At 68.6% G+C, this 19,918-nt stretch carries 16 protein-coding genes; 7 read left to right on the top strand and 9 right to left on the bottom strand.

What is annotated here, in order from left to right; all coding sequences use genetic code 11:
- Nucleotides 1-4: 4 nt before the first annotated feature.
- A complete protein-coding gene (yczR, locus tag NTM_RS25455) occupies nt 5-1,447 on the top strand; it encodes a MocR-like transcription factor YczR (RefSeq protein ID WP_163768858.1) in 1,443 nt (480 codons plus the stop codon).
- 17 nt (nt 1,448-1,464) lie between these two features.
- Here the strand turns inward: yczR and serB are convergent, their stop codons facing one another.
- The gene (serB, locus tag NTM_RS25460; RefSeq protein ID WP_163769628.1) at nt 1,465-2,670 is read right to left on the bottom strand and encodes a phosphoserine phosphatase SerB; all 1,206 of its coding nucleotides are present in this window, start codon (nt 2,668-2,670) and stop codon (nt 1,465-1,467) included.
- A gap of 146 nt (nt 2,671-2,816) precedes the next feature.
- Nucleotides 2,817-4,562: an aa3-type cytochrome oxidase subunit I gene (gene ctaD, locus NTM_RS25465; RefSeq protein ID WP_163768860.1), complete on the bottom strand. Its 1,746-nt coding sequence runs from the start codon at nt 4,560-4,562 to the stop codon at nt 2,817-2,819.
- A 205-nt stretch (nt 4,563-4,767) separates the two neighbouring features.
- Between ctaD and NTM_RS25470 the strand changes: the two genes are divergently transcribed.
- Both NTM_RS25470 and NTM_RS25475 read left to right on the top strand, forming a co-directional pair.
- The gene (locus tag NTM_RS25470; protein WP_232079840.1) at nt 4,768-5,919 is read left to right on the top strand and encodes an iron-siderophore ABC transporter substrate-binding protein; all 1,152 of its coding nucleotides are present in this window, start codon (nt 4,768-4,770) and stop codon (nt 5,917-5,919) included.
- Between the two features lie 173 nt (nt 5,920-6,092).
- Nucleotides 6,093-7,139, top strand: a complete 1,047-nt coding sequence (locus tag NTM_RS25475; protein WP_163768864.1) for an NAD(P)-dependent alcohol dehydrogenase — start codon at nt 6,093-6,095, stop codon at nt 7,137-7,139.
- Nucleotides 7,140-7,142: 3 nt separating this feature from the next.
- On the opposite strand, the gene NTM_RS25480 is transcribed toward NTM_RS25475, so the two are convergent.
- A complete protein-coding gene (locus NTM_RS25480; RefSeq protein ID WP_104863878.1) occupies nt 7,143-7,481 on the bottom strand; it encodes a DUF3349 domain-containing protein in 339 nt (112 codons plus the stop codon).
- A 216-nt stretch (nt 7,482-7,697) separates the two neighbouring features.
- Here NTM_RS25480 and NTM_RS25485 point away from each other — a divergent pair, with 216 nt between their 5' ends.
- Together NTM_RS25485 and NTM_RS25490 are read left to right on the top strand one after the other, a co-directional pair.
- On the top strand, nt 7,698-9,287 hold the full coding sequence (locus NTM_RS25485) for an APC family permease (RefSeq protein WP_163768866.1): 1,590 nt from the start codon (nt 7,698-7,700) through the stop codon (nt 9,285-9,287).
- 98 nt (nt 9,288-9,385) lie between these two features.
- On the top strand, nt 9,386-10,039 hold the full coding sequence (locus NTM_RS25490) for a response regulator (RefSeq protein WP_083141487.1): 654 nt from the start codon (nt 9,386-9,388) through the stop codon (nt 10,037-10,039).
- Here NTM_RS25490 and NTM_RS25495 read toward each other — a convergent pair.
- Nucleotides 10,017-10,388: a response regulator gene (locus tag NTM_RS25495; RefSeq protein ID WP_104863876.1), complete on the bottom strand. Its 372-nt coding sequence runs from the start codon at nt 10,386-10,388 to the stop codon at nt 10,017-10,019. The two genes, NTM_RS25490 and NTM_RS25495, sit on opposite strands and share 23 nt — an antisense overlap.
- Nucleotides 10,389-10,460: 72 nt before the next feature.
- On the opposite strand from NTM_RS25495, the gene NTM_RS25500 reads away from it, so the two are divergent.
- On the top strand, nt 10,461-12,668 hold the full coding sequence (locus NTM_RS25500; protein ID WP_232079841.1) for a PAS domain-containing protein: 2,208 nt from the start codon (nt 10,461-10,463) through the stop codon (nt 12,666-12,668).
- Here the strand turns inward: NTM_RS25500 and ulaA are convergent.
- Both ulaA and NTM_RS25510 read right to left on the bottom strand, forming a co-directional pair.
- Complete coding sequence (gene ulaA / locus NTM_RS25505) at nt 12,665-14,269, bottom strand: PTS ascorbate transporter subunit IIC (RefSeq protein WP_163768868.1); 1,605 nt, start codon at nt 14,267-14,269, stop codon at nt 12,665-12,667. The genes NTM_RS25500 and ulaA overlap by 4 nt on opposite strands.
- A 7-nt stretch (nt 14,270-14,276) precedes the next feature.
- On the bottom strand, nt 14,277-15,059 hold the full coding sequence (locus tag NTM_RS25510; protein ID WP_163768870.1) for a PTS sugar transporter subunit IIAB: 783 nt from the start codon (nt 15,057-15,059) through the stop codon (nt 14,277-14,279).
- A 221-nt stretch (nt 15,060-15,280) separates the two neighbouring features.
- On the opposite strand from NTM_RS25510, the gene NTM_RS25515 reads away from it, so the two are divergent.
- On the top strand, nt 15,281-17,443 hold the full coding sequence (locus NTM_RS25515) for a glycoside hydrolase family 3 C-terminal domain-containing protein (protein ID WP_232079974.1): 2,163 nt from the start codon (nt 15,281-15,283) through the stop codon (nt 17,441-17,443).
- Nucleotides 17,444-17,451: 8 nt separating this feature from the next.
- Here NTM_RS25515 and NTM_RS25520 read toward each other — a convergent pair whose 3' ends face one another.
- The 3 genes from NTM_RS25520 to NTM_RS28915 form a co-directional block, all read right to left on the bottom strand.
- Nucleotides 17,452-17,928 (bottom strand): glucose-6-phosphate dehydrogenase, encoded by a 477-nt coding sequence (locus NTM_RS25520; RefSeq protein ID WP_163768872.1) that lies wholly within the window; start codon nt 17,926-17,928, stop codon nt 17,452-17,454.
- Between the two features lie 107 nt (nt 17,929-18,035).
- Complete coding sequence (gene nrdF / locus NTM_RS25525; protein WP_163768874.1) at nt 18,036-18,998, bottom strand: class 1b ribonucleoside-diphosphate reductase subunit beta; 963 nt, start codon at nt 18,996-18,998, stop codon at nt 18,036-18,038.
- Nucleotides 18,999-19,141: 143 nt separating this feature from the next.
- On the bottom strand, nt 19,142-19,888 hold the full coding sequence (locus tag NTM_RS28915) for an Atu4866 domain-containing protein (protein ID WP_232079842.1): 747 nt from the start codon (nt 19,886-19,888) through the stop codon (nt 19,142-19,144).
- Nucleotides 19,889-19,918 lie beyond the last annotated feature (30 nt).

Here is a 19,918-nt window from a genome sequence, read left to right on the forward strand (position 1 = left end):
CGCAATGACTGAGGCACTGGCAACCAGATCGCTCGATGTGGACTTATTGGCCCGCGAGTTGGGGAACTGGCGGACCTCCAGTCGCAGCGGACCCGCCTACCACGGGCTCGCCGACGCGATCCGGCTGCTGATCGTCGACGGCCGGGTGCCCGTCGGGGCGCGACTGCCCAGCGAGCGGGCGCTTGCTGACGCCCTGCGGGTCTCCCGAACCACCGTGACCGCCGCGTACACCCAGCTGCGCGACGATGGTTATCTGCATGCGCGCCGCGGCGCGCGGAGTACCACGGCACTGCCGCTGGCCCCGACCCCGGTCGCCCCGCCGGTCGTCGTGGCCGCGAATCTGGCCGCGGCGACCCTGGCCGCCCCGGCATCGGTGGCCGCCCGCGCGTTCTCCGAGGCCGCCGAGCAGGTGACCCCGTATCTTCACGACATCGGCATCGACCTCACCGGGGTTCCGCCGCTGCGCGTCGCGATCGCCGAGAAGTACTGCGCGCAAGGGCTTCTGACCGATCCGGACGAGATCATGGTGACGACCGGGGCGCTGCACGCGATCGGGCTCATCCTGGCCACCTACACCCAGCCCGACGACCGGGTGCTCGTCGAGCAACCCACCTACCACGGGGCGCTGGCCGCAATGGCCAACCGTGGAGTGCGCCCCGTTCCGGTCGCGATGACGCCGGACGGGTGGGAACTGGACGCCGTCGAGGCCGCGATCCGCCAACTGGCCCCCAAACTGGCCTACCTGATCCCGGACAACCAGAACCCGACCGGGCTGACCATGCCCGTCGCGGACCGCAACCGGCTCGCCCACATCATCGCCGAGACCCGCACCCGCACGATCGTCGACGAGACGATCACCGACATGTGGCTCGATGAGCAGGTGCCCGCCCCGCTGGCGTCGGCCATGACCGCCCGCCGCGATCTGGTGATGACGGTCGGATCGATGTCGAAGTCGTTCTGGGGCGGACTGCGGATCGGCTGGATCAGGGCCGAGCGGGCGACGCTGGCGACGATCGCAGCGATGCGGCCCGCCATCGACATGGGCACTCCGATCCTCGAACAGCTCGCGGCCGCACGGCTTCTGGCCGCTGCGACCGATGTGCTCCCGGACCGGCGGGAGATCCTGAGGTCGCGGCGGGCACTGCTGCTGAGACTGCTCGCCGAACATCTGCCGGACTGGCAGCCGATGCCCGGCAAGGGTGGGATGTCGGTGTGGGTGCGGCTGCCCGCACCGATGAGTTCGGCACTGTCGGCGGCGGCGTCGCGGATGGGGCTGGAGATCCCGCCCGGACCGAGGTTCGGGGTGGACGGCACGCTGGAGCGGTTCATCCGGGTGCCGTTCACGCTGCCCGACGATCAACTCGTCGAGGCGATCGAATTGCTGGCGCGGGCGTGGCGCAGCGTCACGGGGCTGACGGCGCCGGAGCCCGCGACGGTCGTCGTGTAGGTCAGCCGGGGTGTAGATCAGTCGGGGATGTCGACGCGGCGCACCACGCCGTCGAGCGCGTCGGCCGCCTCGATCTCGCCGCGGGTGATCCCGAGCAGGAACAGCACCGTGTCGAGGTAGGGGTGGCTCAGCGACGCGTCGGCGACCTCGCGCAGTGCCGGCTTGGCGTTGAACGCCACCCCGAGCCCGGCCGCCGAGAGCATGTCGATGTCGTTGGCGCCGTCGCCGACCGCGACGGTCTGTTGCAGCGGCACCCCGACCTGGGCGGCGAAATCGCGCAGCGCCTTGGCTTTCGCGGGGCGGTCGATGACGGGCCCGATCACCCTGCCGGTGAGTTTCCCGTCGACGATCTCGAGATGGTTGGCCGCGACGTAGTCCAGCATGAGTTCCTCGGCCAGCGGCTGGATCACCTGCCGGAATCCGCCCGACACCACACCGCAGTAGTAGCCGAGACGTCGCAGCGTGCGGATGGTGGTGCGCGCACCCGGGGTCAGCTCCAGCTTGGCGGCGACTTCGTCGACGACCTCGGCGGGCAGGCCTTCCAGGGTGGCGACGCGCCGGTGCAGGGATTCGGCGAAGTCGAGTTCGCCGCGCATCGCGGCTTCGGTGACCTCGGCGACGGCGGCCTCGGCGCCGGCGTGCGCGGCCAGCATCTCGATGACCTCGCCCTGGATCAGCGTGGAGTCGACGTCGAACACGATGAGCCGTTTGGCGCGCCGGGCGAGGCTGTAGTCCTCGACGGCGATGTCCACGCCCTCCTCGACGGCGACCCGGGCGAGCACGGCCTGCAGTTCGCCGTATACGCCCGAGGGCACCGAGACACGCAGTTCGAGCCCGGTGACCGGATAGTCGGACACACCGCGGATGAAGTCGATGTTCACGCCGAGGGCCGCCGCTTCGCGGGCCACGACGCCGAACGCCTCGGCGGTGATGGGGCGTCCCAGCACGACGATGGTGTGCGTGGACGGGACCCGCATCACCGGCAGTCCGTCGCTGCCCTCGATGGTGACTTCGAGGCCGACACCGTGGATGGCGGCCTCGACCTCGGACCGGAACTGCGGCCCGGAGGCCACCTCCGGTGCCGCCGCGACCAGCACCCCGAGGGTGAGCCGATTGCGGACGACGACCTGTTCGACGTTGAGCAGCTCGACCCGGTGTCGGGACAGCACCTCGAACAGGGCCGAGGTGACGCCGGGCTGATCGCGTCCGGTGACGGTGATCAAGACCGACGAGCGCTCGCGCGAGGAGCCGAGGGATTCCGACGAGCGCTCGCGCGAGGAGCCGAGGGATTCCGACGAGCGCTCGCGCGAGGAGCCGGACGGTTCAGTCACGGCGAGCGCTCACTCCCGGGTGTCGCGGGCTGTCACCGTCAGGTGCGGACGTCGGCTTCATCGAGACGGGTCACGTCGCCGTCCTCGGGGCCGTGGGCCCGGCCGACGTGGGCTTCGCGACGCATCCGCTCGATCATGTGCGGGTAGTGCAGCTCGAAGGCCGGTCGCTCGGAACGGATCCGGGGCAGCTCGGTGAAATTGTGGCGCGGCGGCGGGCAGCTGGTGGCCCACTCCAGGGAGTTGCCGTAGCCCCACGGGTCATCGACGGTGACGACCTCGCCGTAGCGCCAGCTCTTGAAGACGTTCCACAGGAACGGCAGCGTCGACAGGCCGAGGATGAACGCGCCGATCGTGGACACGATGTTCAGCGTGGTGAACCCGTCGGAGGGCAGGTAGTCGGCGTAGCGGCGCGGCATGCCCTCGTCACCGAGCCAGTGCTGCACCAGGAACGTGGTGTGGAAGCCGATGAACGTGAGCCAGAAGTGCAGCTTGCCGAGACGCTCGTCGAGCAGGCGTCCGGTCATCTTCGGGAACCAGAAGTAGATGCCGGCGTAGGTCGCGAACACGATGGTGCCGAACAGCACGTAGTGGAAGTGCGCGATCACGAAATAGCTGTCGGTGACATGGAAGTCCAGCGGCGGGCTGGCCAGCAGCACGCCGGACAGGCCACCGAGCAGGAACGTGATGATGAAGCCGACCGAGAACAACATCGGCGTCTCGAACGTCAACTGGCCCTTCCACATCGTGCCGATCCAGTTGAAGAACTTGATGCCGGTCGGGACGGCGATCAGGAACGTCATGAAACTGAAGAAGGGAAGGAGCACGGCTCCCGTCGCGTACATGTGGTGCGCCCACACGGCCACCGACAGTGCCGCGATACCCAGCGTGGCGTAGATCAGCGTGGTGTAGCCGAAGATCGGCTTGCGGCTGAACACCGGGAAGATCTCGGACACGATGCCGAAGAACGGCAGCGCGATGATGTACACCTCGGGGTGGCCGAAGAACCAGAACAGGTGCTGCCACAGCAGGACGCCGCCGTTGGCGGGGTCGTAGACGTGGGCACCGAGATGGCGGTCGGCGGCGAGGCCGAACAGCGCGGCGGTCAGGATCGGGAAGGCCAGCAGCACCAGGATCGAGGTCACCAGGATGTTCCAGGTGAAGATCGGCATCCGGAACATGGTCATACCGGGCGCACGCATGCACACCACGGTGGTGATCATGTTCACGCCGCCGAGGATGGTGCCAAGACCACCGACGGCCAGACCCATGATCCACAGGTCGGCACCCGCACCAGGCGAGTGGATGGCGTCGGTCAGCGGCGAGTAGGCGGTCCAGCCGAAGTCCGCGGCACCGCCGGGGGTGATGAAGCCCGCGGTGGCGATCAGCGCGCCGAACAGGAACAGCCAGAACGAGAACGCGTTCAACCGCGGGAAGGCGACGTCAGGGGCGCCGATCTGCAGCGGCAGCACCAGGTTCGCGAAACCGAACACGATGGGCGTCGCGTAGAACAGCAGCATCACCGTGCCGTGCATGGTGAACAGCTGGTTGAACTGCTCGTTCGACAGGAACTGCAGGCCGGGGACGGCCAGCTCGGTACGCATGAACAGCGCCATCAGCCCGCCGATGAGGAAGAAGGCGAAGCAGACGACGCAGTACATGATGCCGATCAGCTTGTGATCGGTGGTGGTGATCAGTTTGTAGAGCAGGTTGCCCTTGGGTCCGATCCGCGCCGGATAAGGGCGCCTGGCCTCAAGTTCACCGATTGGGGGCGCTTCGGCTACCAACTGGTCCTCCAACCTTCCATGTCGCTGACCGGTTTCCCGGTTCGAACCGCCCGATGAGCGACGGATCGGTATGAATCCTAGCTGCCCCGCACCGGTGCGGGCGGGGTGGTCCTACAAACGGTCGTATTTGACGGCCGATCGTCACAGTTTCGCTACGAGGATATGCCCTGACCTGGCGCGACACGACGGGTGTTACCGTCTTCGCGTGCTGTTCACCGGAGCGCGGGCGCGCCGTTGGGTGCCCCGGACGACGGGGCTGGCCGCTGTCGGCACCGCCGTGGTCGTGTTCTCGCTCAGCGGGTGCGGATCGGGTGCCGAATCGGCGCCCGGGCAGGACCCGGCCGCCGCGGTCCAGACCAGTACGACCCGAATCGCGAGCGCCGGGGTGCTGGGCAACGACCGCAGGCCCGACGAGTCGTGTGCCGCGGAGCCGGCCCGGCTGGACGTCGGCCCGCCGGACCGCGAGGTCCGCAACGCGACCGGCCACGGTGTCACTCCCCCGATCCCCGAGACGACGCTGGTGCGCGCCGATCCGCAGCGCATCGTCGCCCTCTCGGGCGACCAGCTCGACGCGTTGTGTGCGCTGGGTCTGCAGTCCCGCATCGTCGGCGCGGCCCTGGCGGACGGAGCCGACGCCCCGCCGTCCTATCTCGGCGCCGTCATCCACGACGTTCCCGGCGTGGGCAGCCGGACCTCCCCCGATATGAACGCGATCCGCGACGCGCAACCGGATCTGATCCTCGCCTCGGCATCGCTGTCCGGGCAGCACCACGAGGCGCTGGCGGAGATCGCGCCGACGGTGTTCACCGGGGCGCCGGGAGCGGGATGGAAGGACAACCTGCGCGCCGTCGGCGCCGCCACCGGCCGCACCGAGGCGGCCAACGCGGTCCTCGAGGACTTCGACCGGGCCGCGGCCAAGACCGGCGCGGACAACGACGCGACGCACTACCAGGCGTCGGTCGTGCAGTTCACCGATACGACGATGAAGGTGTTCGGAGTCGACAACTTCGCGGGCAGCGTCCTCGCCGACGTCGGCGTGGACCGTCCCGCATCCCAGCGGTTCAGGGACAAGCCGTACGTCGAGATCGGCATCACCGACGAGGACCTCGGCGATTCGCCGGACTTCTCGATGGCCGACGGCGACCTCGTGTACGTGATGTTCGCCACCCCGGCGGCCCGCGACCGGGCGCCCGAGGTGCTCGACAGCGACGCTTGGAAGAGGCTGTCGGCCACCCGCGACGATCGGGTGTTCGCGGTCAACAACGAGGTGTGGGCGGGCAGCGACGGCGCCGGCGGCGTCGTGGCCGCGCGCGGCATCCTCGCCGATCTGCGGTGGGTCAACTCCCCCATCAACTGAGAACCGGCGCAGCCGATTGGGCGCAACCTCACAGGTGGCCCCGGGACTATCCGACCGGGCTCGGCGTTGGACTGACAGAGTCGTCGGTCAGACGACGTCGCGCTGTGGCGCCCTCCGGGTATCCGGATCAGCGCGCCTACCGCACCCAGTAGATGACCAAGAAGAGGTATTCGATGAAAACTGTTTCCGCTTACGCAGCCACCTCCGCGACCGAGCCGCTGACCAAGACGACGATCACCCGCCGCGACGTGCGTCCGCACGATGTCGCATTCGACATCCACTTCGCCGGCATCTGCCACTCCGACATCCACACGGTGCGCGGCGAATGGGGTGAGCCGGCCTACCCCGTGGTGCCGGGCCACGAGATCGCCGGCATCGTCACCGAAGTCGGATCCGAGGTGACGAAGTTCAAAGTCGGCGACCGCGTCGGGGTGGGCTGCTTCGTCGATTCGTGTCGCGAGTGCGAGTCCTGCCGGGCCGGTGAGGAGCAGTACTGCACCGGAGGCGGCATGGTGGGCACCTACAACGCGGTCGGCCGCGACGGCGAACCCACCCAGGGCGGCTACAGCGGTGCGATCGTCGTCGACGAGAGCTACGTGCTGCGCATCCCCGACTCGGTCGGACTGGACGAGGCGGCGCCGCTGCTGTGCGCCGGCATCACCACGTATTCGCCTCTGCGCCATTGGAACGCCGGTCCGGGCAAGACGGTCGCGGTGATCGGTCTGGGCGGCCTGGGCCACCTCGCGGTCAAGCTGGCCGCGGCGATGGGCGCCGAGGTGACCGTGCTGAGCCAGTCGCTGAAGAAGATGGAAGACGGAATTCGTTTGGGCGCCAGCGATTATCGCGCCACCAGTGACCGCGCCACGTTCAAGGAACTGCGCGGCCGCTTCGATCTGATCATCAACACGGTGTCGGCGAACCTGAACCTGGCCGACTACCTGAACCTGCTCAAGCGCGACGGCACCCTGGTCGAACTCGGCATGCCCGAGCACCCGATGCAGGTGCCCGCCGGCTCGCTGATCTTCGGGCGGCGCAGCATCGCGGGATCGCTGATCGGCGGTATCGCCGAGACCCAGGAGATGCTCGATTTCTGTGCCGAGCACGATGTGCGCCCCGAAATCGAGGTCATCACACCGGATTACATCAACGAGGCCTACGAGCGCACCGTCGCCAGCGACGTGCGCTACCGGTTCGTCATCGATACCGCGTCGCTGCGGTAGCCGCTAACCGGCGCCGGCCGCTCCCGGGTCGTCCACCCCGGCGAGCGGCCAGCCCGCCGCGGCCAGTATCGCCGCGACCCGCGCCACGTTCTCGGGTCCGGCGTCATGGTGGGTGACGTCTTGGATGAATTCCTCGATCTCGTCGACGGCGATCGGCTGTCCGGCCGCCGCGGGCGTCCCGGGCTCGGTCAGGTGTCGCACCACTTCCCTGATCTGGTCTTCGGTGAGCGGCGTCGCGCGCAACAGCGCCAGCAGCGGAACACGATCCGGGCCGGGCACCCCGCCCGGGTAGCCCGCACGCAGCCAGTCCAGGATCGATTGCAGCTTCGACGTCACGTTCACCCCGTCAGTGTGCCTCGCGCCCGGGGTCGCGCGGCCGCCGGGACGCCGCGCTGGACGCCCGGGCGTCGTCGCGTTCACCAGCCGCCGAGTCTGGGAGGTTGCTGGAGGTTGCGTTAAGAGTGGATGACCCCGGTTGTCGGCACGGGGGTCGGGTGCGACGCTCGTTTCGTCCTGCGCAGTGCGTCGCGGACTGAGATCCGAAGCAGGAGACCCGAGATGGCAACTGAATCCGCAGCAGTTCACCCCGCTCCCGAAGCCCCGCCCGGCCTGAAGAAGGGTGCGATCGGGATGGTCGCGGTCATCTTCATGGCGGTCGCCAACGCCGCGCCGATCACCGCGATGACGGGAAACACCCCGATCGCGGTCGGCTACGGCAACGGCCTCGGCGCACCCGCGGGTTTCCTGTTCGCCACCATCATCCTGACGCTGTTCGCGCTGGGTTACGTCGCGATGGCACGGCACATCACGACCACGGGCGCGTTCTACGGCTTCATCTCCCACGGCCTCGGGCAGATCTGGGGCATGGCCAGTGGCTTGCTGGCCACGTTCGCCTACGTGGTGTTCGAAGGTTCGTTGATCGGCGGATGCGCCTACTTCGCCAACGACGCGGTCAATTCGATTCTGGGGGTGGACATTCCGTGGCTGGTCTTCGCGGTGGTGGCCATCGTGATCATCGCCGCGCTGTGCTACTTCCACATCAGTTTCACCGCGGCGATCCTCGGGGTGACACTGGTCGCCGAAGTGCTGATCCTGTTCGGGTTGGCGTTCACCGTGATCGCCAACGGCGGTGGGCCCGACGGCTTCATGCTCGATCAGACCGTGCTGCTCAACAACGCGTTCGAGAGCCTGCCCGCGGGGGCATTCGGCACCGCGGCCGCGGCGGGATCGATGGCGATCGGGCTGTTCTTCGCGTTCTGGTCGTGGGTCGGCTTCGAGACGACGGCCGTCTACGGCGAAGAGTCACGCAACCCGAAGCAAATCATCCCGCGCGCGACGCTGATCGCGGTGATCGGACTGGGCCTGTTCTACACGTTCATCTCGGCGATGGTGCTGGCGGGCAACGGCGCGAAGGCCTCGGTCGAGGCGTCGATCAGTGCATCACCGCTCGACCTGTTCTTCGGGCTGGTGGAGAAGAACCTCGGCGGGGTCCTTCTCGACGTCTACAAGATCCTGCTCGTCATCGGCTCCTTCGCATGCGCGCTGGCCTTCCACAACGCCGCGTCGCGCTACCTGTTCGCGCTCGGCCGGGAGATCCCGTCACCCAAGGCCCGCAACACCATCGGCGCCGCGCATCCCAAGCACGGGTCGCCCTATATCGCCTCGACGCTGCAGAGCGCCATCACGCTGGTGATCGTGTTGCTGTTCGCCGGGTTCACCGCGGTGCAGGTGCCCGACGCCGACGGTGTCGGTGTCGACACCCCCGCGTTGGTGCCCTACGTGAACATCTACGGCTTGCTCGCGCTGATCGGCACCGCGGCGATCCTGCTCGTGCAGGCCATCTGTTCGGCAGCGGTCATCTCGTACTTCTGGGCGCGGAAAGTGCACCGCGGCAACGTGATCACCACGCTGATCTGTCCGCTGATCGGCGGGCTGGCGATGCTCTACGTGGTGTGGCTGCTGTGGGACAACCGGGCGTTCGCGGCGGGCCTGGCGGCCAACTCACAGGTGTTCAAGGTGGGCCCCTATCTGATCCTGGCGGTGTTCCTCGTCGGCCTGGTCTATGCCCTGTGGCTGCGCACCGCACGGCCCCAGACCTACGCGGAGATCGGCCGCACCGTGATCGAGGACAGCCACGAACGCCGCTGACGCCAGACACCGACGGCAACCGGAGCCCGTCTCGCCCGCGGCACCAATCGGCGTCTTGGCCCGCGCAGATCGGGTTCCCGGTGCAAGAATGTGACGCTATGTGCGCGCTGAGGGTGGTCGTCGCCGACGACGACGTGCTGCTGCGCGAAGGGCTGGCCAGCCTGCTGGAGCGCTCCGGTTTCGAGATTGCCGGCCAGGCCGGTGACGGGGACGCGCTGCTGCAGTTGGTCCGCGACGAACAGCCCGATCTCGCGCTGGTCGACATCCGCATGCCGCCGACACACACCAGCGAGGGGCTCGACGCGGCCAAGGTGATCCGGGAGGAGTCACCGAAAGTCGGCATCGTGGTGCTGTCGGCCCACGTCGACGTCGACCACGCGATGGAGCTGCTGGCCGGCGGTCACGCGATCGGCTATCTGCTCAAGACCCGTGTCACCGACGTGGCCGATTTCGTCGACACGCTGCAGCGCATCGCCAACGGCGCCTCGGTCGTCGATCCCGCCCTGGTCGCCGAACTCGTCTCGGCGCGCAAGCGCGACGACCCGCTGGGGACGCTGAGCACCCGCGAGCGCGAGGTGCTGACGTTGATGGCCGAGGGACTGTCCAATGCCGGGATCGGGCGGCGCCTGTGGGTCACCGAGGGCACCGTGGAAAAGCATGTGCGCAGCATCCTGACGAAACTCAACCTGCCGGAGACCGGCGACGATCACCGCCGGGTGCGCGCGGTCATCATGTATTTGGAGACGCGTTAGTCCGCGCGGCGAGCAGATCCCGGACCGCGCCGGGAGACAGCGCGAACTTCGACAGGAAGCCGAGGGCGGGACTGGCGGCGATCAGGTCGGCGAAGTCCTGCTCGTCATGGGTCGAGGTCAGGATCACCGGGATACCGCCGAGCCGCTCGGCGACGTCGAATCCGCTCTCGGCGCCGAGGTCGACGTCGACGAGTGCGACGTCGGGATGCAGTTCCTCGGCCCGGCGCATCGCCTCGGTGCCGTCGCAGGCGATGCCGACCACCTCGATTCCCCCGCGCTCCAGCATGGAGCGGGCGGCGTCGCGGAAAGCGGCACTGTCGTCGACGATCAGGCAGCGCGGACCAGTCATGTCTCCAGCTTGGCAGCAGCGGCCGTGGTCGTCATTCCTGTTAGCGGGAAAGTTCCGGTCTACCATCGGCCAGTGACCTGGCAATCGGTGCCCACCCGCTTCCTGGAGCAAGTGGTGCGGTCCCCGGCCCGGCCTCTGGGCCAGGGCATTGTCGTGGCGGTCGGCTTCCTGACCGCCGAGGTGCTGGCCGTCTACGCGCTGAAACAGATCGCCCCGGAGAACGCGTTCGGTGCGCTGCTGTTGCTGGGTGTGCTCGTGGTCTCGGCCGGCTGGGGTTTCGGCCTGTCGATCGCGACCTCGCTGGCCAGCGCCGCGGTGTATGCGTATCTGCATCTGGAGGGCCGCGACAGCCTGGCGCCTGCGCTGGCGATCTTCCTGACGCTGGCCTTCCTGACCAATGCGCTTGTCGGTCAGGCGCGGCTGCGCGCCGCCGAGGCGGAGCAGCGGCGCCGGGAGGCCGACCTCTCGGCCGATCTGGCGCGAGTGATGCTGCGCGCGCCTGCATTGGCGTCGGCCCTCGACGACGGCGGTGACAGGCTCGCCGGTGTGCTGGGGGTGCCGTACGCGACGCTGTCGGTCGGCGAGGCCGCTCCCGGCCCGGAGCAGATGGCCATCGCGCTGAAATACGGCACCGAACACACCGGCACGCTGCTGGTCCCCAAGGACGTGCCGGTGGCCACGGTCCTGCGGATCCATCGGATCGTGCCCGCGCTCCAGGCGCTGCTGGCCGCGGCATGTGACCGGGAGGCGATGACGGCCGAGTTGGAAGTCAGCCGCCGCGAACTGGAGCGCTTCTTCGCCGTCGCGACCGACCTGCTGTTCATCGGCAGCACCGCCGACGGTGCGTCGCGCCTCACCCGGGTCAACCCGGCGTTCGAACGGGCACTGGGCTATTCGGCGGCCGAGCTGATCGCCCGTCCGCTCCTGGAGTTCATCCACCCCGACGACCGGGTCCTCACCCGCGCGGCGTTGGCGGCGGTCCCCGACGGGGACGGCGCCGCGCAGTTCGAGAACCGTTGTTTGCGGCGCGACGGGGGGGTGCGCTGGTTGGAGTGGAACATCGTCGTCGACGGTGATGTGCTGCTCGGCGGCGCGCGCGACGTCACCGAACGCAGGCAGGAACAGGACCGGCTGCGGGTGGCGCGCACCCAGCAGGCGGCGCTGCGCCGGGTCGCGACCCTCGTCGCGCGCGGGGGCGCGCTATCCGACGTCTACACCGTCGCCGTCGCCGAACTGGCGCACAGCCTCGGAGTCGACCATGTGACGTTGATCGGCTTCGAGGCCGAAAAGACCGGGGTGGTGCTGGCGGCGCTGAATGTCGGGGACCAACCTGGTTGGGCGATCGGCGAGCGATTCACCCTCGACGACGACAGCGTCTGCGAGCAGGTTCAGCGCACCGGCGCGCCGGCCCGGGTCGAGGACTACAGCACCACCGCGGGGGAGATAACGCTGCGACTGCGCACCCTCGGTGTCTGCGAGGGCGCGGGTGCCCCGCTGATCGTGGACGGCCGGGTGCGCGGCGCACTGGTGGTGGGTTCTCATGTCCGGCAAGGGATTCCCGAAAGCGCCGAAGCGCACATCGGCGATTTCGCCGACCTCGTCTCGACCGCCATCGCGAACGCCGAGACGCGGGCAGAGCTGACCGCCTCCCGGGCGCGTATCGTCGCCGCCGCCGACGAGGCCCGACGCGGCTTCGAACGCGACCTGCACGACGGCGCCCAGCAGCGCATCGTGTCGTTGAGTCTGCAGCTGCGGGCCGCCGAAGCCGCGGCCGACGCGGATGAGGATCTGCGCGCCCAGCTCTCCGCCGCGGTCGACGGTCTGGCCGGGCTGCATTCGGATCTGCAGGAGCTCTCGCGCGGTCTGCACCCCGCGGTGTTGTCCCGGGGCGGCCTGAAACCGGCGATGCGCAATCTCGCGCGCCGCTCGACAGTGCCTGTCGAGTTGGACGTCGCGGTGGAGCAGCGCCTGCCCGAACCGGTCGAGGTCGCCGCGTATTACGTTGTCGCAGAGGCGTTGACCAACGTGGCGAAGCACTCCGACGCCGGGTCGGTCACGGTGCGGGTCGGAGTCGACGACGCCGGCGACCACGGCCGGGTCCTGCACCTGTCGGTGACCGACGACGGCAACGGCGGAGCGTCCGCGGACGGCGGTTCCGGGCTGGTGGGTCTGCGTGACCGGGTCGAGGCGTTGTCGGGGTCGCTGACCGTGACCAGCCACCCGGGTGACGGCACCAGCATCCGAGCGACTATTCCGGTCCCCGACGCAGCAGCGACCTAGCCGGCAGGCGCTCGGCCGCGGCCGCTGTCCTCCGACGCCGCGACCGGACGCGGGGGTGGCGGGGGCGCGCCGGCCGGCGGCGGGATCTTCGGGTAGCTGCGCCCGGTGACGGTTCCGGTGTCGGCCGCCGACCCTCCGCCGACGCCCGCCGGCAGTGGACGTCCCGGTGACGGATCCCAGCCGGTGTCCACCAGCCGGCGTTGCACCAGGATCGCCAGCGCGAGCAGGATGATGCCGATCATCAACATCGTCACCGTGCCCCATACCGTGCCGAGTTTGGCGGCATTGCCCAGAAGTATTCCGTACCAACCGAAGTCGGCGTCGCCGAAAGTGGTGTTCTCGGATCCGAAGGATCCCAGGACCCGTACCAGCAGCGCGGGCAGGAAGGTGATCAACAGGCCGTTGACGAAGCCGCCGGCGATGGCGCCGCGGCGACCGCCCGTGGCATTGCCGTACACCCCCGCCGCGCCGCCGGTGAAGAAGTGCGGCACCAGGCCCGGGAGCACCAGCACCCACCCGAACGCCGGTCCGAGCCACACCGACAGCACCGCGAGCCCGAGCAGACCGGCGACGAAGCTGGAGACGAACCCGATCAGCACGGCGTTCTGCGCGTAGGGGAAGACGATCGGCGCGTCCAGCGCGGGCACGGCACCGGGCACCACCCGCTCGGCGATGCCCTGGAAGGCCGGCACCAGCTCGCCGAGGATGGTGCGGACGCCGAACAGGATCACCGCGACGGCGACACCGAAGCTCAGCCCCTCGGTGACGCCTTTCATCAGATAGTTGCCGACGTCGACAGCCGCACCGGCTCCGGTGTCGTCGGCGAACGCCGCGAACGCGGTCTCCTGCCCGGCCGTGTTCAGGTAGATCAGCGAGACCACCAGATACATCAGCACCATCGACAGCGCGGTCGCGACCATCGAATCCCTGAGGAAGCGCAACGTTTCGGGGAGCTTGAGGTCTTCGGTGGAGCGGCTCTTGGAACCCCCGACCAGCCGACCGGTGATACCGGAGGCGATGTATCCCACGGTGCCGAAGTGGCCGATGGCGATGCTGTCGTCGCCGGTGATCCGTTTGGTCCAGGGCTGTGACAACGCGGGCAGTGACACCATCACCACCCCCAGCAGGAATCCGCCGAGCAGGATCACCACGGGCGTCTCGAGGCCGGCGGTGGCCAGCACGATGGTCAGCAGGGTGGCCATGAACAATGTGTGATGACCGGTGAGGAACACATAGTGCAGCGGGGTGAAGCGGGCCAGCAAAAGGCTCACGGCGAAGCCGAGGATCATCAGCCACGCGACCTGTGCCCCGTACTGTTCCTGCGCGATTCCGACGATGGCCTCGTTGGTCGGCACCACCCCTTGCGTGCCCGCGGCGCCCTGGATCATCACGCCGAGGGGATCCAGTGAGGCGACCACCAGGGTGGCGCCGGCGCTGACCAACAGGAATCCCAGCGTGGCCTTCAGCGCCCCACCGATCACCTGACCGGCGGATTTACGCAGTGCGACCAGACCGACCGCGGTGATGATGCCGATCAGATAGGCCGGGACCGCGAGTATCTCGTTGACCAGGAATTCGGCGATGCCGACCAGCCAGTTCATCGCACTCCTAGACGTCGTAGGAATCGCGCAGGGCGTCGTCCACTTCGGCGGTGGAGGTGAAGTTGTCGATCACCTTGACCGGTACGCCGACGTCGCCGAGCGTCCGCGCGATCTCGCCGGAGGTCAGGATCAGGTCGGCGCTCTTGGCCTTCCCCTTGGCCGAGATGGTGTCGGTGGCCTCGACGGTGATGAACGGCGCCCATCCCCAGGTCTGCAGCACCTGTTCCAGGGTGTTCTTCAAGAACAGGCTGGTACCCAGGCCGTTTCCGCACACGGTCAGGATCAGGTTGTTTGTTTTGGCCGGTGTCTGCGCCGCGCCGGCGGGGGTCTGCGCCACGGTTGACGTCGCGCCGAGCAGGGTCATCACCTCGGCCGGCGTGGTGGCCGCGTCCAGCGCAGCTCGCCGCGCCGGATCGCCGAGCACCTTCGCCAACTGTGCCATCGCCGCGGTATGCGCCCCGGCGTCGACCGCGGCCAGCGCGACCACCAACGTCACCGGATCGTTGGTCTTGTGGCCGAATTCGACGGGATCCGCCAGCCGCACCCAGGACATACCTGTGCGATGAACCGCAGCGGAGGATCGCGCGTGCGCGAATGCGAAGCCCGGCGCCACGACGATGTAGGGCCCGTTGGATTCGACGTTGGCGATCATCGACTCGGTGTAGGCGGGATCGGCGATACCCGACTGCTCCAGCGGCCGGCCGGCCACCTTGATGGCGTCCTGCCACGTGTCGGCGGGCGCGTCGAGGACGACGCGCTCTTCGGAGAGCAACTCGGCCAACTCCGCCATGACCTCCACAGTAACCACACCGCACGCTGTCCGGCGGCTATTCAGCGGCCCCGCCCGCCCGCGGGCGGTGGATCCGGGTAAAGGTTTACGCGCCATGGACTTTGGGGATCGGCGCGATGCAGTTTGACGCGGACGGCGAGCCCGTCGCGGTACGGTCGGGTATGAGCAGGCCCGCCTCCCCCTCAGCCGGACGGCACGCAGTGGAGGTGGCCGCCCCCGAGATGCCGTTGGCGGTCAAGGCGGGGTTGGGCAGCGGCCAGTCGTTCTGGCGGACCAAGGCGGGGGCCGGATTGCCGGCCGCGACGCTCACCGACGGACCGCACGGTGTGCGGGCGCAAGCAGATCCGGCAGACCACGCCGGGTTTGCCGAAAGCGTTCCGGCGACATGTTTTCCACCTGCCGCGGCGATGGCGCAGACCTGGGACAGCGCCCTGGTCGAGCGGGTGGCAGCCGCGATCGGCGACGAAGCCGGGGCGCTGGGCGTCGACGTCGTGCTCGGTCCGGGCGTCAACATCAAGCGCGATCCCCGCTGCGGCCGCAACTTCGAATACTTCTCCGAGGATCCACTGCTGAGCGGCGTCCTGGGTTCCGCCTGGGTGCGGGGGGTGCAGTCGCGCGGCGTCGGCGCCTCGGTCAAGCACTTCGCGGCCAACAACACCGAGACCGACCGCATGCGTTCGGATTCGCGTGTGGAGCCGCGCGCGCTTCGGGAGATCTATCTCAGGAGCTTCGAGCGGGTCGTCACCGAGGCGCAGCCGTGGACGGTGATGTGCTCCTACAACAAGATCAACGGCGTCTACGCATCCGAGAACCGGTGGCTGCTCAGCGATGTCCTTCGGGGCGAATGGGGCTTTGCCGGCGCGGTGATCAGCGACTGGGGCGCGGTCGGCGATCGGGTTGCCGCGGTGCGGGCGGGTCTGGACCTGTCGATGCCGGGCGGCGACCCGACCCAGGACGACGATGTCGTCGCGGCCGTGGAGTCCGGGGCACTCGATCCGGCCGATCTCGACGACTCGGCGCGCAGGGTTCTCGAGCTGCTCGCGCGCGCCGCCGACGCCCAACCGGGTGCCACCGTCGACCTCGACGCCCACCACATACTGGCCCGCGTGGCTGCCTCCCGCGCCGTCACTCTGCTCAAGAACGACCTCGGTGTGCTGCCGTTGCGCCGAGACGCGCGGCTGGCCGTCATCGGGACACTGGCCGTGTGTCCGCGCTACCAGGGAGGTGGGAGTTCTCGTGTCAACGCGGCGCGACTGGACATCCCGCTCGACGAGATCCGCGCGCGCAGCACCGGCGAGGTCGTCTTCACACCAGGCTACGACGACGATTCACCACTCGACGACGCGTTGGTCGCCGCGGCCGTCGCGGACGTCGCGGTGGTGTTCCTCGGTCTTCCCGACGGCGAGGACGCCGAGGGAGCCGACCGCACCCATATCGATCTGCCCGCGGACCAACTGGACGTGCTGCGCGCCGTCACCGCGGTGCAGCCGCGCACCGTGGCCGTCCTGTTTCACGGCGGAGTGGTGCGCCTGGAAGAGGTGGACCGGTTGGCCGCAGCCGTCGTCGACGGTGCGCTGCTGGGCCAGGGAGTCGGCGCCGCCATCGCCGATGTGCTCTTCGGCGTGGTCAACCCGTCGGGTCGGCTCGCCGAGACGGTCCCGCTGCGGCTCGCAGACGCACCGTCGTTCCTGAACTTTCCCGGCGAGCACTGCCGCGTGCTCTACGGCGAAGGCGTCTTCGTCGGGTACCGCGGCTACGACGCCCGCGCGGTCGAGGTCACCTACCCCTTCGGACACGGCTTGTCCTACACCACCTTCTGTTACGACGAGGCGCAGGTGCACCTCGACGGCGACACCGTGGTCGTCGAGGTGATGGTGACCAACACCGGCGCGCGCGACGGCCGCGAGGTGGTCCAGCTCTACGCCGCCAAGCACGGTTCGGTGATCTCGCGGGCGCCGCGGGAGTTGCGCGGATTCGCCGTGGTCGACATCCCCGCAGGCGGCACGCGCTGCGCGGTCATCCGTGTCGCCCGGCGCGAGTTCGCCTACTGGGACGACCGCGTGGACGACTGGGTGGTCGAAGGTGGCGCGTACACGTTGAGCGTCGGCGCGTCGAGTCGAGATATCCGCGTTACCACGGTCGTCCGCCTTGACGGCGACCTGCCCGTCCTCGAGGTCACCGCGATGTCGACGATCGCCGAGGCCCTGGCGCACCCCGACGTCGGGCCCCGGCTGATGACGATGCTCCAGCAGTACGCGCCGGCCGGGGTCGAGGACGGTCCGGCCGGCACCGATGCGCTGCGGATGATCGCGTCGATCCCGCTCGGCCGGCTGCGGCTCTTCGGTGTGAGCCCCGACCTGCTTGCCGACCTGCTGCGGCCCTGATCGGTCTGTTATCCGGTCGCCACCGGCAGGTCCACCCTCAGCGATGCGTGCTCGTCGAGGATGTGGCGCAGCGTGGCGTCCATCGGACGCGCGGCGGCGAGGTCACGACCGAACCGGCTGTCCACCACGGCCACCGCCGCGTCGCGCAGCTCGGTCCTGTCCATCTCGTCGACGAGAGAGTCGAACAGTGCCGGCGGTGTGGCCAGGTAGTACAGCGCCCGGTGCGGGCTGTTGAGCTCCGCCGCGTAGAGGAGTCCCTGCTGGGTGATGACGAACAGCTCCGCACCGAACCGGGCGTCACCGGCTTCGGACCGGCCCCAGGCCTCGGCGGCGCGGTGACTCTGTTCCAACGGGTCCTGGACCGCGTCGGTCAGCGAGAAGATCCGCTCGACGTGCCGCCCACCCAGCCACGGGGACAAGTCGATCGGCGGCTGGAAATAGCGTCGGAAGACCTCGCCGAAGAAGTCGTACAGATGCTCGCTCATCGCGGCTCCTCAACTCGACATCGCCTTCGAGTGTGCGCCGCGAAACACCGCCACGCCAGAACCGCCGCACAGACGTCACAGAACGGCGCCCAGACGGGACGGGACCTCTAGAAGTCCCAGTCCTCGTCTTCGGTCACGACGGCCTTGCCGATCACGTACGACGAGCCCGAGCCGGAGAAGAAGTCGTGGTTCTCGTCGGCGTTCGGGCTCAGCGCTGACAGGATCGCCGGGTTCACATCGGTCTCGTCGCGCGGGAACAGCGCCTCGTAGCCGAGGTTCATCAGCGCCTTGTTGGCGTTGTAGCGCAGGAACTTCTTGACGTCCTCGGTCAGCCCGACCTCGTCGTAGAGGTCCTGGGTGTACTCGACCTCGTTGTCGTAGAGCTCGAAGAGCAGCTCGTAGGTGTAGTCCTTGAGTTCCTGGCGGGTCGCCTCGTCGGCCAGCGCCAGCCCCTTCTGGAACTTGTAGCCGATGTAGTAGCCGTGCACGGCCTCGTCGCGGATGATCAGCCGGATCATGTCGGCGGTGTTGGTCAGCTTGGCCCGGCTGCTCCAGTACATCGGCAGGTAGAAGCCCGAGTAGAACAGGAAGCTCTCCAGCAGGGTCGAGGCCACCTTGCGCTTCAGCGGTTCGTCACCCTTGTAGTACTGCATGACGATCTCGGCCTTGCGCTGCAGGTTGGGGTTCTCCTCCGACCAGCGGAACGCGTCGTCGATCTCCGACGTCGAGCACAGCGTCGAGAAGATGTTGGAGTAGCTGCGCGCGTGCACCGACTCCATGAAGGCGATGTTGGTGTACACCGCCTCCTCGTGCGGGGTGAGCGCGTCGGGGATCAAGCTGACCGCGCCGACGGTGCCCTGGATGGTGTCGAGCAGCGTCAGGCCGGTGAAGACCCGCATCGTCAGCTGCTTCTCGTGGTCGGTCAGTGTGTTCCAGGACGGGATGTCGTTGGACACCGGGACCTTCTCGGGCAGCCAGAAGTTGCCGGTGAGGCGGTCCCACACCTCGGCGTCCTTGTCGTCCTGCAGACGGTTCCAGTTGATGGCCGAGACACGGTCGATCAGTTTCATGCCATCGCTCACGAGAACCCCATTTCACCTGGCTGTTTCTGCTGTCGCCCGGGAAACTCCCGCGGCGAGGTCAACACTACAACTGGTGTGCGACATCCCCGCGCTATACGAGATGTTGTGTCTGGCGTGTCGCGGCCGTTTCCTCAGGACTCGCGGCGAAAGACCATTCCGCCGTGGTGCAGTTCGTCGTCGGAGACGAACGTCCCGTCGGCGGTGAACCCGCTGTCGTCCCAGTAGTCGATGCGGGTCCCGCGCACCTCGTAGCGGCCGGTGTAGGCGCCGACACGCCCACCTCTGGCCTCGTCGTAGCGACCGTCGGGCCGCAACTCCTGGCGGATGTGGCCGTCCGGGGTCACCCACATTCCCACGTACGGGTGTGCCGGGGTCACCCTTTGCAGCAATTCGTCGAGCGCGACGAAATCCAGATACGCGCTGACCCGGGACACGCGTTCGTCGCGCAGGGTCATCACCCAGACGTACTCGTTGACGTACGGCGCCCCGTCGCGCGCGGTGGCGACACCCCGCCACCGCGCGACCACGGTGTCACCGTCGGCGACCAGTTCGTGCACCTCGGCGCGGATCGGGCCGTCGAGCCGCGACACGATGGGGCCGGCGCCGTCGCGCAGGAATTCGGCCCTGTTGGTGTAGGTCCTGGGCGCCTCGGCGCGCACCACGGTCCACTGCACGTCCTCGGCGAGAATCGCGTAGAAGCTGTCCTGCCCGCTCACACCGCGGGCGAATGCGTCACGGACCAGTTCGGTGTTTCGCCGTTCCTGCTCGCGTCCCGGTGAGCCGCCGGCGGTGCCGCTCACCGCGCAGCCCACCATCGTGGCGGCGACCAGTACGGCGACGACGACTGTTGCGGTGCGGCGCAAGGATTTCGGTGTCATGAACCCGACGCTAGGAGCGCGCGGCGGCAC

Origin of the sequence: Mycolicibacterium parafortuitum, from assembly GCF_010725485.1 — a bacterium.
GTDB lineage: Bacteria > Actinomycetota > Actinomycetes > Mycobacteriales > Mycobacteriaceae > Mycobacterium.